This is a genomic window from Tistrella bauzanensis, from assembly GCF_014636235.1.
GTDB lineage: Bacteria > Pseudomonadota > Alphaproteobacteria > Tistrellales > Tistrellaceae > Tistrella > Tistrella bauzanensis.
Genome location: NZ_BMDZ01000059.1, coordinates 1 through 14,055 on the forward strand (window position 1 = coordinate 1; position 14,055 = coordinate 14,055).

Annotated in this window: 13 protein-coding genes; 12 read left to right on the forward strand and 1 reads right to left on the reverse strand. The window is 64.3% G+C overall.

The annotated features are described in order from the left end of the window. Positions 1-19: 19 nt before the first annotated feature. Positions 20-301: a hypothetical protein gene (locus IEW15_RS19615; RefSeq protein WP_188581095.1), complete on the reverse strand. Its 282-nt coding sequence runs from the start codon at positions 299-301 to the stop codon at positions 20-22. A gap of 372 nt (positions 302-673) precedes the next feature. Here IEW15_RS19615 and urtA point away from each other — a divergent pair, with 372 nt between their 5' ends. The 12 genes from urtA (at position 674) to IEW15_RS19675 (ending at position 14,015) form a co-directional block, all read left to right on the forward strand. Next, positions 674-1,867, forward strand: a complete 1,194-nt coding sequence (gene urtA, locus IEW15_RS19620; protein WP_188581151.1) for an urea ABC transporter substrate-binding protein — start codon at positions 674-676, stop codon at positions 1,865-1,867. A gap of 188 nt (positions 1,868-2,055) precedes the next feature. After that, positions 2,056-2,985 carry an urea ABC transporter permease subunit UrtB gene (gene urtB, locus IEW15_RS19625; RefSeq protein WP_188581097.1) on the forward strand — a complete coding sequence of 310 codons (930 nt, stop codon included), beginning with the start codon at positions 2,056-2,058 and terminating at the stop codon, positions 2,983-2,985. Positions 2,986-3,058: 73 nt separating this feature from the next. Continuing rightward, the gene (urtC, locus tag IEW15_RS19630) at positions 3,059-4,180 is read left to right on the forward strand and encodes an urea ABC transporter permease subunit UrtC (RefSeq protein ID WP_229708353.1); all 1,122 of its coding nucleotides are present in this window, start codon (positions 3,059-3,061) and stop codon (positions 4,178-4,180) included. Between the two features lie 13 nt (positions 4,181-4,193). After that, the gene (gene urtD, locus IEW15_RS19635) at positions 4,194-4,967 is read left to right on the forward strand and encodes an urea ABC transporter ATP-binding protein UrtD (protein ID WP_188581102.1); all 774 of its coding nucleotides are present in this window, start codon (positions 4,194-4,196) and stop codon (positions 4,965-4,967) included. 88 nt (positions 4,968-5,055) lie between these two features. Then, entirely contained in the window at positions 5,056-5,745 is a 690-nt protein-coding gene (gene urtE / locus IEW15_RS19640) for an urea ABC transporter ATP-binding subunit UrtE (protein ID WP_188581153.1), read from the forward strand. A 94-nt stretch (positions 5,746-5,839) separates the two neighbouring features. Continuing rightward, positions 5,840-7,075, forward strand: coding sequence for a formamidase (gene fmdA / locus IEW15_RS19645; RefSeq protein ID WP_188581104.1), 1,236 nt, complete (start codon positions 5,840-5,842; stop codon positions 7,073-7,075). A gap of 86 nt (positions 7,076-7,161) precedes the next feature. Then, positions 7,162-7,491 carry an FmdB family zinc ribbon protein gene (locus IEW15_RS19650; protein ID WP_188581106.1) on the forward strand — a complete coding sequence of 110 codons (330 nt, stop codon included), beginning with the start codon at positions 7,162-7,164 and terminating at the stop codon, positions 7,489-7,491. A 98-nt stretch (positions 7,492-7,589) separates the two neighbouring features. Next, complete coding sequence (locus IEW15_RS19655; protein WP_188581110.1) at positions 7,590-8,033, forward strand: hypothetical protein; 444 nt, start codon at positions 7,590-7,592, stop codon at positions 8,031-8,033. Then, on the forward strand, positions 8,030-9,319 hold the full coding sequence (locus IEW15_RS19660) for a ParA family protein (RefSeq protein WP_188581113.1): 1,290 nt from the start codon (positions 8,030-8,032) through the stop codon (positions 9,317-9,319). The genes IEW15_RS19655 and IEW15_RS19660 overlap by 4 nt, the downstream gene beginning before the upstream one ends. A 5-nt stretch (positions 9,320-9,324) precedes the next feature. After that, positions 9,325-10,812 carry a hypothetical protein gene (locus IEW15_RS19665; RefSeq protein ID WP_188581115.1) on the forward strand — a complete coding sequence of 496 codons (1,488 nt, stop codon included), beginning with the start codon at positions 9,325-9,327 and terminating at the stop codon, positions 10,810-10,812. 192 nt (positions 10,813-11,004) lie between these two features. Next, positions 11,005-12,192 (forward strand): nucleotidyltransferase domain-containing protein, encoded by a 1,188-nt coding sequence (locus tag IEW15_RS19670; protein WP_229708348.1) that lies wholly within the window; start codon positions 11,005-11,007, stop codon positions 12,190-12,192. Then, a complete protein-coding gene (locus IEW15_RS19675; RefSeq protein ID WP_188581119.1) occupies positions 12,189-14,015 on the forward strand; it encodes an ATP-binding cassette domain-containing protein in 1,827 nt (608 codons plus the stop codon). Before IEW15_RS19670 ends, IEW15_RS19675 begins: the two co-directional genes overlap by 4 nt. Positions 14,016-14,055: the final 40 nt, after the last annotated feature.

Sequence of the window (14,055 nt, forward strand, 5' to 3'; positions counted from 1 at the left end):
TCAGGCGCCGGCCGCAGGCTCAAGGGCGGATCTCACTGCGATCGCGACACATTCCGAAGACCCATTCTGCAACAGGCTCTGAATAAAATCTATATTGCTGCAACGCGCTTCCGACATCATAAAGCGGGATTTTCTTCGATAGCTCTTCATGGAAGAATATCCCCTGTTTAAAGCGCTGGTATGTGTCATTCAATGCACTTAAATCCGCAACCAAACCGAGAAGGAAAAATATCGTTCCAAATCCGACCAGTTTGAACCCATCCTTCTTGAATGTTTCCTTCAGTCTGCTGCCGATGGCCATCATTTCCCCCCTGGCTATGCGCCGGACACATCAACTCAATTGGATGATAAGTGCGGATCAGGCAACGCAGAAGATGAATTTATCCATCCGCGCGAACTATGTTTCATAATATCTCGCCCACGCGGCATCAGGGGTCCTCCGAAGCACATAAGCGGCCACGCGCCCCCTCCGCAATCCCACGTACGCAACCCCCCCGTATTTCCGCAGCGCAGCAAATCCCCGACCATCTGATGGCGCGATGCGGACCGTTCCCCCGGCGGCCGTGTCCCGAGGCTCCATCGATCAGGAGGGGACATGACCCTGACCCATTCAACGGGCCACGCGCCCCGGTTCGGCCTGAAGCGGCTTGCCGCTGTCGTTGCCGTGTCCGTGATGACGTCCGTGGGGGCTCTGGCAGGTCTTGCCGGCGCCGCCCATGCTGCACCGCCCACCGCCGAGGTGAACACCACCGGGCTTGCGGTCACCGATACCGAGGTCACCGTCGGCATCCTGCACTCGGTCACCGGCACCATGGCGATTTCCGAGACCGGGTCGGTGCAGGCCGAGAAGCTGGCCATCGCCCAGATCAACGCATCGGGCGGCATTCTGGGCCGTCAGATCAAGGTCGTGCAGGAAGACGGCGCCAGCGACTGGCCGACCTTCGCCGAGAAGGCCCGCAAGCTGCTGGTCAGCGACAAGACCGCCGCCGTGTTCGGCTGCTGGACATCCGCCAGCCGCAAAGCGGTGCTGCCGGTGTTCGAGAAGGAAAACGGCCTGCTCTATTACCCGACCTTCTATGAGGGCCTGGAAGAGTCGCCCAACGTCTTCTACACCGGCCAGGAAGCCACCCAGCAGATTCTGGCCGGCATCGACTGGGTGATGAAGGAGAAGGGCGCCAAGAGCTTCTATCTGCTCGGCTCCGACTATATCTGGCCGCGCACTTCCAACAAGATCGCCCGCAAGCATATCGAGATGAACGGCGCCAAGGTGCTGGGTGAGGAATATTTCGCCCTGGGCCACACCCAGTTCAACTCGGCGATCAACAAGATCAAGCTGCGCAAGCCCGATGTGATCTATGCGATCATTGTCGGCGGCAGCAATGTCGCCTTCTACAAGCAGTTGAAGGCGGCCGGCGTCGACCTGTCGAAGCAGACCCTGCTGACCATCTCGGTGACCGAGGATGAAGTGCTGGGCATCGGTGGCGAGAACATCGCCGGCGCCTATGCCTCGATGAAGTACTTCCAGTCGCTCGACAACCCGAACAACACGGCCTTCGTGGCCGCGTTCAAGGAGATGTGGGGCAAAGACATCGTGATCGGCGACGTCACCCAGGCCGCCTATCTGGGCCCCTGGCTGTGGAAGGCCGCGGTCGAGAAGGCCGGCTCCTTCGATGTCGACAAGGTCCGCGCGGCCTCGCCCGATATCGAGCTGACCACGGCGCCGGAAGGTTACGTCAAGATCCACCCCAACCACCATCTGTGGAGCAAGACCCGGATCGGCCTGGCCAAGCCCGACGGCCAGTTCGAGGTGCTGTATGAAACCGCCGAACTGATGGAGCCCGACCCCTTCCCCAAGGGCTATCAGTAAGCGGCCAGCGGGCGCCGGACGACGCGGGCAGCCCCTCCCCGGCCGCCCCCGTCTCCGGCGCCCCTCCGGTGCCATTCCGATCTTCGGCACCCCACCTGCCCCCTCTCGTTCCCCCATATCCTTGCCACCACGATGCGCCGCGCGCCCCTTGACCCGGATGCGCCGGCCGCTCGCTCGGGAGGTGCCGCATGTTCGACGGCTACACGGCGTCTGAGCTGGTCTCGATCCTGGCCATGCAGGGTTTCGCCGGTCTGATCCTCTTCTCGGTCTTTCTGCTGATGGCGCTGGGCCTCGCGATCATCTTCGGCCAGATGGGCGTCATCAACATGGCGCATGGCGAGTTCATGATCCTCGGCGCCTATATGACCTACCTCACCTCAACGATCACCGCCGAATACTTTCCGGGCCTGTTCGCCGGATACTTCTTCGTGGCGATGCTGGTTGCCTTCATCACCGCCGGCGCCCTGGGCCTGCTGATGGAATGGGCGCTGATCCGCCATCTATACAAGCGACCGCTCGACACATTGCTCGCCACCTGGGGCGTGTCGCTGATCCTGCAACAGACCTATCGCTCGGTATTCGGCGCCCGCGAGGTCGGTGTGTCGCTGCCCGACTGGATGATGGGCGCGCTGCCGCTCTCCGACACCATCGAGGTGCCGATCAACGGCCTGTTCGTGATGGCGCTGACCCTGGTGATCTCGGGCATCGTCTTCTTGCTGATGTTCCGCTCGTCCTGGGGGCTTCAGGTGCGCGCGGTCACCCAGAACCGGGTGATGGCCGGCGCCGCCGGCATCAACGGCCGCAGGGTCGACGCCATGACCTTCGCGCTGGGCTGCGGCATCGCCGGCGTCGCCGGATCGGCCTTCACCATGATCGGCTCCACCGGGCCGACCTCGGGCCAGCTCTATATCGTCGACACCTTCCTGGTCGTGGTCTTCGGCGGCGCGCAGAGCCTGCTTGGCACCATCGCATCGGCGCTGACCATCTCGCAGTCGCAATCGACGCTGGAATTCTTCCTGTCGGGCAGCATGGCCAAGGTGTTCACGCTGCTGGTCGTGGTCCTGATCCTGCTGATCCGCCCGCAGGGCCTGTTCGTCCTCAAAGTGCGGAAGGCCTGACGCGATGAGCCAGAGCACTCTCAATCCGGGGGCAACCGCCCCCACCATCCCCACCCCGTCCCGGCTGGCGCTGATGTTCGGCACCAGACGCGACATGATCGGCCTGCTGATCTTCGCGGCCCTGATCCTGCTGGTGCTGCCGGCGGCGCTCGATCTGTTCCGGCTGAACAATGTCGGCAAATACCTGACCTATGCCTTCGTGGCGGTGGGGCTGGTGCTGTGCTGGGGGCTTGGCGGCGTGCTGTCGCTGGGCCAGGGCGTGTTCTTCGGCCTGGGCGGTTATGCCATGGCCATGTTCCTGAAGCTTGAGGCGTCGTCGCCCGAGGCCACCGCCATCCAGTCCACCCCCGGCATTCCCGATTTCATGGACTGGAACCAGATCACCGAACTGCCCTGGTTCTGGGAACCGTTCCACAATCTGGGCTTCACCATCATCGCCATCATCGCCCTGCCGACCATCTTCGCCTATATCCTGGGCGCCATGCTGTTCAAGCGCCGGGTAGGTGGCGTGTATTTCGCCATCATCACCCAGGCCGTGGCCTCGATCCTCACCATCCTGATCGTCGGCCAGCAGGGCCTGACCGGCGGCATCAACGGCATCACCGACCTGCGCACCCTGCTCGGCTGGGATATCCGCGACGACAGCGCGAAGTACATTCTCTATTACCTGAACGGCTTTCTGCTGATCGCGGTGATCCTGGCCGGGCAGTTCATCAAGAACGGCAAGATCGGCCGCATCCTGGTGGCGCTGCGCGACAAGGAAGACCGGGTGCGGTTCACCGGCTATGACGTCGCCGCCTACAAGACCTTCATCTTCTGCGTGGCGGCCGCCTTCTCTGGCATCGGCGGCGCGATGTTCACGCTTCAGGTCGGCTTCATGTCGCCAAGCTTCGTCGGCATCGTGCCCTCGATCGAGATGGTGGTGTTCTGCGCACTGGGCGGGCGGCTGTCGCTGCTGGGCGCCGCCTATGGCGCGCTGATCGTCAACTACGCCAAGACCGTGTTCTCGGAAAGCTTCCCCGAACTCTGGCTGTTCGCGATGGGCGCGCTGTTCATCGGCGTGGTCGTGGCCTTCCCGCAGGGGTTGGCCGGGCTCTGGCAGCAATATGTCCAGCCATCGCTGATCCGCCTGGTCAGCCGCAAGCCGTCCGCCACGGCGCCGGCCGGCCCGACGGCGCCGGCCCCGGGCGAGTGAAGGAGCCTCCGTCATGAACGCTGCCACCGCAACCGGCGTCGCCGCCACCAACAACGATTTCCTGCTCGCGGTCGAGGGGCTGACCGTATCCTTCGACGGCTTCAAGGCGGTCGATGACCTGTCGTTCTATGTCGACCGCAACGAGATCCGGGTGATCATCGGCCCCAATGGCGCCGGCAAGACCACGGTGCTCGACCTGATCTGCGGCAAGACCCGCGCCACCGCCGGCTCGATCCGGTTCGAGGGCCGGGAACTGACGAAGATGTCGGAACATGAAATCGTCCGCTCAGGCGTCGGCCGCAAGTTCCAGACCCCATCGATCTATGAAGACCTGACGGTGTTCGAGAACCTGGAACTCTCCATTCCCGGCACCCGCCATGTGTTCAAGGCGCTGGGTTTCCGCCGCGATGCCGCGGTGGTGGAACGGGTGACCCGGATCGCCGAGGAGATCTTCCTGGCCGATCAACTGACAAGGCGCGGCGACGAACTCGCCCATGGCCAGAAGCAGTGGCTGGAGATCGGCATGCTGCTGATCCAGGACCCGGCGCTGATGATGCTCGACGAGCCGGTGGCCGGCATGAGCGTCGCCGAGCGGATCAAGACCGCCGATCTGCTGAACCGCATCACCCGCAACCGCTCGGTGATCGTCATCGAGCACGATATGAACTTCGTCAAGGACATCGCCCACAAGATCACCGTGCTTCATCAGGGCCGGATCCTGTCGGAAGGCGACATCGACAAGGTTCAGTCCGATCCGAAGGTCATCGAAGTGTATCTCGGACACTGATCACGCCGGCCATTCTGCACGCCGGGCGCGATCTGGATCGCTCGTACCGAAACCTGCCTTGTGTCCGAATGATGATGGGAGACCGATGATGTTGACTGTCGATGACCTGACTGTCGCCTATGGCCAGTCGGAAGTGCTGCACGGGCTCAGCCTGCAGGCGGCCAGGGGCGAGATCGTCGCGATCATGGGCCGCAACGGCATGGGCAAGACCACGCTGATGAAGTCGCTGATCGGCATCCTGCCCACGCGCGGCGGCCGGATCCAGCTTGGCGACACCCAGCTTGCCGGCACCGAGCCGCATGAGCGGGTGCGCCGCGGCCTCGCCTTTGTGCCTCAGGGCCGGATGATCTTTCCGGCGCTGACGGTGGAGGAGAACATCCGCACCGGCCTGGTCGCCCGTGGCCGTACCCGCATACCCGACGACATCTTCAGCCTGTTCCCGGTGTTGCACGAGATGCGCCGCCGCCGGGGGGGCAATCTGTCGGGCGGCCAGCAGCAGCAGCTCGCCATCGCCCGCGCGCTGGTGGCGGAACCCTCGGTTCTGCTGCTCGACGAGCCGACCGAGGGCATCCAACCCTCGATCATCAAGGACATGGCGCGGTCGCTGCGCGAGATCCGCGACATGATGAACCTGACCATCCTGGTCTCGGAACAGGTGCTGAGCTTCGCGCTCGACACCGCCGATCGCTTCCTGGTGATCGAGAACGGCCGGCTGGTCCATGAAGACCGCCGCGCCGATGTGAACGAGGCCAGGATCTCCGCCTACCTGTCGGTCTGAGCCGGCCCCGCTCGCCCGCACATCCTTCCGCACAGCTTTCCGCCACCCCTCATACGCACTTCATCCCGCAATCCGACAGATACGGAGCGCCCGCATGACTGAAACGCTCGTCAAGGTGGATCTCGCCAGCTCGGCATATGACAACGAGAACGTCCACAACCGTTGGCACCCGGATATTCCGATGGTCGCCTGGGTCAGCCCGGGTGATGACTTCAAGCTGGAATGCTTCGACTGGACCGGCGGCCAGATCAACAACGACGACGACGCCGCCGATGTCCGCGACGTCGATCTGTCGCAGGTTCATTTCCTGTCGGGGCCGGTGGGCGTGAAGGGCGCCGAGCCGGGCGACCTGCTGGTGGTGGAAATCCTCGACATCGGCACGCTGCCCGGCGCCGATTGGGGCTTCAACGGCGTCTTCGCCAAGGAAAACGGCGGCGGCTTCCTGACCGAGCATTTCCCCGATGCCCGCAAGTCGATCTGGGATTTCGAGGGCCTGTTCGCCAAATCGCGCCATATTCCGGGCGTGCGTTTCGCGGGGCTGATCCATCCCGGCCTGATCGGCTGCCTGCCCTCGCACAAGCTGCTCGATGAGTGGAATGTCCGCGAGAAGGCGCTGTTCGATACCGACCCCACCCGCGTGCCCGGCCTCGCCAACCTGCCCTATGCCCCCACCGCCCATATGGGCCGGCTGAAGGGATCGGCCTCGGAAGCCGCGGCCGCCACCGGCGCCCGCACCGTGCCGCCACGCGAGCATGGCGGCAATTGCGACATCAAGGATCTGTCGCGCGGCTGCAAGATCTACTTCCCGGTCTATGTCGATGGCGCCGGGCTGTCGATGGGCGATCTGCATTTCAGCCAGGGCGATGGCGAGATCACCTTCTGTGGCGCCATCGAGATGCCGGGCTGGGCGCATCTGAAGGTCGATCTGATCAAGAGCGGCATGGCCAAATACGGCATCAAGAACCCGGTGTTCAAACCCAGCCCGATCAAGCCGACCTATAACGACTATCTGATCTTCGAAGGCATCTCGGTCGACGAGGCCGGCAAGCAGCATTACCTCGACGTTCACATCGCCTATCGCCAGGCCTGTCTGAACGCCATCGAATACATGACCAAATTCGGCTATTCGCGCGGTCAGGCCTATTCCATTCTGGGCACCGCGCCGATCGAGGGCAAGATCTCGGGCGTGGTCGATGTTCCGAACGCCTGCGCGACATTGTTCCTGCCCACCGAGATCTTCGATTTCGACCCCTCACCCACAGCCGCCGGCCCGTTCAAGGCGGTGGAGGGCGCCGAACTGCCGATCGCCTTCTGGAAGGACAAGGCCTGACTATCCTTGTCTGACACCACACCTGCCCCGGCGCGCCATGATACGCCGGGGCAGGTGCCCGTCATTCACCCCGGGAGATGCCCCCGATGCCGCTCTATGATTACGCCTGCACCGCCTGCGACACCGCCTTCGATGCCTTCCGCCCGATGGCGGAGGCAGGCGCCCACGGCACCTGCCCGCGCTGCGGTGCCGCCGCCCCGCGCCGGATCACCGCCCCGCGCCTCGCCGGCATGTCCAGGGCGGCTTTGGCGGCCCACGCCACCAATGAACGCTCAGCGCACGAACCGCGCCGCACATCCCATGTCTGCGGCGCCGGCTGCAATCATGGCGGATCGGCGAAAGGCTTCACCGCCACGGCGGACAAACCGGCGATGAAGACCTTTCCGTCGAAGCGGCCGTGGATGTTCAGCCATTGAGCGTTCGACGGTTGAGCGTTCGACGGCGCGATTGGTGACCGCGCATCATTCATGGTAGACAGGAGGCAGGATTCGGATCACCTCAAGGATGCCGCCTCATGGCCAATCCGACCCAGGCCGTTATGCCGCCCGATTTCGCCGACGCCCATGAACGGCATTGGCAGGACGCAAGATCACTATCGTCTGCCGGGCGGCTGCCGAATGCCGATCACCTTTATGGATTCAGTGCCGAATGCGGACTGAAGGCGCTGATGGTGTGCTTCGGCATGACGATGGGAACCGATGGGCCTGTTGACCGGAAGGATCGGGAGCATATAGACCGGCTGTTCCAGCGCTATGAGTCCTATCGCAGCAATTCCCGGCATCCGAGTGCAGCCGCGTATACGATCACGTCGACAACGGCTTTCGACGACTGGCATGCCTCCCAGCGCTATGCAAACGGCACAGGATTCGCACAGTCCCGGGTCGATGCCCATGCACAAGCGGCTGGTGCGATTCGCACCCTCGTCAGGTCAGCACGACAGGATGGATTGCTGACATGATGGTTTTCGACGGCATCGAAGACATTGTTTCTGATTGGCTATATTTCAATCGAAGTGCCTTTTCCAGCATCTTCCCGATCCTCATCAATCGGGATCTGAATGGCCGTGTCCGCCTGATCGTTGAAGAGCGACTGGAACACGATGATGCCGCGCAAGCGCTACTCAGCGGCCTGTCAAGTGATCTGCGCAATCTTTTAAACCCGCATATCCCTGTCTCCGGACCATTCATTCTCTATGAACCAGATCTGGATGCCATTGCCGCATCCGGCCTGACCCGTGTCCTTCCCGGCCTGCCCGGATGCCGCATCGTCGACCGTCTGGCCACTGGCACGCGCTGGGGCACGGTTGAGCCGGCATCCTGCGGCACCGCGCAACGGGTGGTGTTCTTCTCGATCAAGGGCGGTGTCGGCCGCTCGACCGCACTTGCCGCCGCCGCCCGGCATCTCGCCGAAGCCGGTCGCCGGGTTCTGGTGATCGACCTCGACCTCGAAAGTCCAGGGTTGTCGTCAGCGCTGCTGCCAGATGATCGGCGGCCGACCTACGGCATCACCGACTGGATGGTCGAGGATCTGGTCGATAATGGCGATCTCCTGCTGACCGACATGGTCGCCCGCAGCAATCTGTCGGATCAGGGCGACATCCGTGTGGTGCCGGCCCATGGTAGCGAACCGGGCGACTATGTTCTCAAGCTTGGCCGCGTCTGGATGCCGAAATCCCTGGCCAACCGCGAGATGGAATCCTGGCCGCAGCGCCTGCGACGTCTGCTCGATACTTTGGAAACGCGCCTCAACCCCGATATCGTGCTGATCGACAGCCGCTCCGGGATCGATGAGACCGCATCCGCCGTCGTCACCGATCTGGGCGCGCGACTGGTCTGTCTGTTCGCGATCCACGGCACCCAGACATGGACCGGGTACAAGATCCTGTTCCAGCACTGGCAACGGTCTGGCGTGGCCCCGCAGATCCGCGAGCGCTTGCAGATCGTGGCCGGCATGGTGCCGGAAACCGGTAGAGCCGACTATCTCGATGCGCTGCGGCAGGAGGCCTGGAATCTGTTCACGGCCGGGCTTTATGACGAAGCCCTGCCTGGAGAAGAGCCCGACTTCAGTTTCGATCTCGACGACCAGCAGGCGCCGCATGCACCATGGGCCATCGACTGGCATCGCGGCTTCGCTGCCCTGGAACGGTTGCATGGCGGCGAACTGATTGTGGACGATGACCGGCTGCGTGCGGTATTCGGTGAACTGCTGCATGGTCTGGATGCCCAGATCACCCCAGAGGACTGACCGAAATGACGGCTGCCCTGCTTCGACAGGCATTGATCGCGGGACTGCCGGAGGTTCAATCTCAGGATGGCGGCTCACCTGATCCGGCCCATGTCTATGTCCCAAGCGCGCATGCCAAGGCGTTGGCGCTGGATTGCAGCCTGGTCATCGGCGCGCGGGGCGTCGGCAAGACCTTCTGGTGGGAAGCACTGCGCAATGGCAGCGTCCGCAACCATCTTGCGGGCAAGGTCCAATCCATCGCGAATATAGACGTTGGAACCGGCTTCGGCATCGGGGTCAGCATCGACCATGCCCCCGACCGGGATACATTCGCCCGCCTGATCGCGCCGGATACCGGGCTGAGCCCCTATAATGTCTGGCGTGCGGTCTGTGCCCGGTGGATCGGCCGGCTGCTCGATCAGGGCGCGCCGCAAGGCGACTGGATGGACACGGTGCGGTCCGTCGCCGATAACCCTGAGACCTATGCCAGGCGGCTCGAACGCGCCGACGATCTGTTGGGCCGGCAGTCCCGCCAGGGTCTGCTGATGTTCGACGCGCTCGACCGTGCCAGCAATGACTGGCGCACGACCGACCAGATCGTGCGCGACCTGCTGCGCGTCGTGCTCGACCTGCGCCCCTATCGGCATCTGCATGCCAAGGTCTTCCTGAGAGACGACCAGTTCGAAGGGCGGGGAATCAAGGATTTCACCGACGCGTCGAAACTTCTGGCAACCCGCGCGGATCTGACCTGGGGCAGCCGCGATCTGCATGGGCTGCTCTGGCAGTATCTGATCAATGCGCCGGCAACCAAGGTCGGGCCGTCCTGGCGGTATCTGATCGATGGTCCGGCGGCCGAGGTCGTACCGGTTCTGGACCTGCTGCGCGACATCGGCTGCCCGGCCGACAGCAACGCGCCGGTTCGCGAGGTGCCGCGCCGGCTGAGGACGGATGAAGATCTTCAGAAGACGGCCTTCGCCCGCCTCGCCGGGCAGTACATGGGCCGTGATCGTCGGCGGGGAAACACCTATACCTGGGTGGTCAGCCACCTCTCCGACAGCCGCGGCCGCGCCTCGCCCCGCTCGTTTCTCGCCGCCATCCGCCATGCCGCCGTGCATAGCGAAGAGACATACCAGGGGCATGACAGCCCGCTGCATTATGAGGCGATCAAATCCGGCGTCCGCGCCGCGTCGCAGATCCGGGTCGATGAAATGGCCGAGGATTATCCATGGATCCGCCATCTGATGGGGCCGCTGAAGGGCATGAGCGTTCCCTGCACGTTTGACGATATCGTCGGGCGCTGGACCGCGGCTCAGGTTCTCGACAAGGATCACTATCAGGGTGACCGGCTGCCCCCGGAACATCTCGATCAGGGGCCCGAGGGCGTGCGGGACGACCTTGAGAAGCTCGGCCTGTTTCAGCGGATGCGCGACGGCCGGATCAATATGCCCGATCTGTATCGTGTGGGCTTTGGGCTCGGCCGGAAGGGCGGGGTGAAGCCGGCGGCGCGCGAGTAGCACCGAGACAGGCCACACGGCCGATCACGCATTGCGCCCCACCGTCCTGTCGAATGCTGCCGCGGTTGGTGCAGCTTGCGCTTGCCCCTCGTATCCGCTTGGGCCAGAGTTGCGCCGCAACAGGCATTCGATGACTGATCGACGGGGGTAAACGGGATGACGGAAAGCCGGATCGATCCGGGATTGGCAGCGTTGGCTGTCGCCGTCGCGCAGGGTATCGGTGGCCCGGTCGCAGCGGCGTCACGGCCCGTCGACCTGGGGCCAGACGGCGTGCTTGGTGATTGGGGAGAGGCGGCGCGGCTGCTCGCCCGCCACCGCGTCCAGGGGTTGGCATCCCCCGCCCTGCTGAAGGCAGCGGGCCATGCCATGCCCGCACATCTGAAAGGTAACCTTATCCGCGCCACCATGCTGGCCATCCAGGCCCAGCGCAAGCAGATGGATCTGCTGCTGCAAGTGCTGACGGCCTTGCAGGCACGCGGTATCAGGGCGATGGCGCTGAAGGGCACCATGCTCGGCCATCGCTATATGGTCCGCCCGGAATTACGGCTGTCGAACGATCTGGACGTGCTGGTTGATCCAGCCCGGATCGACGAGGCCGAGGCGGTGATCGCCGGGCTCAACTATCGCCGCTTCCTGCCTCCCGCCGATTGGCGGCCGGCCTGGGTGGCGCATTACCGCAAATGGCGCAAGGACTCGGGCTTCCTGGCCAGGGAAGGCGGCACGATGATCGAGTGCCACTGGCGGATCTTCGACAACTGGAAGTTGCTTCCCTTCGATTTCGACAGCTTGTGGCAGGGCCGTCACATCGAGCAGGTCGACGGGGTCGAGATCCCGATGATCGGCAACCTGCTGCAGCTGGTCTATCTTGCAGCCCATGGCAGCTACCATGCCTGGTTCCGGCTTAAATGGGTGGCGGATTTTGCGGCGGTGTTCTGCGCCACATCGCCAGAAGACCGCCGGGTGGCAGCGGCGCTGGCCCGCGAGATGGGTGTGGGGCCGGTCTTCGATCACGCCCTGTCGCTGGCACATCGCCTTTTCGCCATCCCCCTCACGCCCGAAGAAACCGACCGGGTGGCCCATGCGCCACGACGGGCGGCGCTCGACACCTTCGCGCTTGAAGCACTGCATCATCACGATGCATCGGCGGTCGGGCTCGCCAAGGACAGGCGCTTCGCCCTGCGTATGGTGCTGCACAGCTATCGGCTGCGGCGAGAGCCGGGATTCCTGGTGACACAGATTGCGTTGGACCTGAATTTCCCCGGCGGACTCGAAACCTCCCGTCTCGGCGACCGCTGGCTCTGGCTCTATCCCGCGATCCGTGGCTGGCGGTCGGCCCGTCACCACATCACTCACCGCCTGGGATGGCACAGCGCGACATGACCATGACGTCCGGCGCGGCGTTCCGCGACCTCCTCCGCCGCCTGCTCCGTGCCGGCGGTCGCCGACGTGTGGCCAGCCTCGCCAGCCTCCAGCTTGGCGCGGCCGTATCGGAAAGCCTGGGGCTGGCCTTGCTGCTGCCGCTTCTGCGCATGATTCAACTGCCAGGCGGTGACGTGCCTGCGGAACTCAGCACCAGTACCGGCACTGGTTTCACCTCGCTCGACAGGCTGATTGCGACGCTGGATCCCGCCACCGGCCTGATCGCCGTACTGTCGGTCTTTGTGGTGCTGACCGTCATTCGCGGCTTGCTGCTATACGGCCGCGAGGTGCACAGCTTTCACCTGACAGTCGATCTGGCGGCCCAATTGCGCGGCGACCTGTTCAATGCGGCAGCACGCGCACCCTGGCGGGTGCTTGCCTCTGAACCACGTGGCCACCTGCTTGGCTTGCTGACAACTGAAGTCGACCGGATGGTGACCGGCACGATCATGCTGCTGCGCCTGCCGGCGCTGGCCATCATGGCGACCGCGCAGATCGTGGTCGCGGCCCTGATCAGCCCGACACTCACCCTCGCCGCACTGACGATCGGTGGATTGAGTGCACTCGCCGTGCGCCGCCGGTCGAAATCGAGCTTCGCCCAGGGCACCAGACAAACCGGTCTTCATGCCGCCGCATCGCGGGAGGTTCGCGACTTCCTCGACGGGCTGAAGCCCGCAAAGGGCCAAGGTGTCGAGGCGCGCCATGCCGATGTGTCCGCCACCGCCCTCCGTGCCACCGGGCTCGGCATGCTGTCCTTCATCCGCGCCAGCGCCAATGCCCGGCTTGGCATGCAGGTGGTCGGCGTCATCGCCCTGTCCGCCCTGGTGGTGACGGGCGCGCTGATTCTGAAAGTGCCGGGGCCGGAGTTGATCCTGCTGGCGGTGATCTGCGCCAGGTTGCTACCGATGGCACAGGAGTTCCAGCAATCGGCCCAGCGCGTCGCCCATATGCTGCCGGCACTGGTGGCGCTGAATTCAACTGAGCGGCGCCTGAATGGTCCGTCCGGCCGGGAGGGTATGCCGCCGCCGGCCATGACTGTTCCAGACCATGCGCCAAGCCTGCGCCTGGACAATGTCTGTCTGGCTCACCAACCCGATGCACATAGCCTGCTGACTGGCGGCAATGCACCACGGCCCAAAGACAGCGATTCGACTGGCCAGATGGTACTGAACGGTGCCAGTGCCGTGTTTCCCGCCGGACAGATCACTGCCGTGGTCGGCCCGTCCGGCGCCGGCAAAACCACGCTGATCGATCTGCTGCTGGGTCTGCTGCCCCCGGATCGCGGCGTGGTCAGCATCGATGGCGCGCCGCTTGGCGAGGCGCTGGCCGCCACCTGGCGACGCCAGGTTGGCTGGGTGCCGCAGGAACCCTTCCTCACCGATGCCAGTCTGCGCGACAATCTGATCTGGTCGGCAGACCCCGATCGTCATGCGGTCGACGACGAAGCCTTGATCCGCATGCTGGATCTGGCAGGCCTGACCCCGGTGCTCGCCGGGCTGCCGCAGGGGCTGGACACACCGCTGGGCGATCGCGGCAGCCGCCTGTCGGGGGGAGAACGCCAGCGGGTGACCCTGGCCCGCGCCCTGCTGCGCCGGCCAAGGCTGCTGCTGCTGGACGAACCGACCAGTGCGCTGGATACAGCGACTGAGGCCGGCATCCGCGACATGCTGACCGCCCTGAAGGGCGAGGCCACGGTGATCGTGATCACGCATCGCCCGGCCCTGCTGGAGACGGCCGATCAGGTGCTGCGCATGGCCGACGGGCGGTTCACCGCGGCAGGCTGACAGCACGGACCGATCGGCCGGCGACTTTTCCCATCACGGA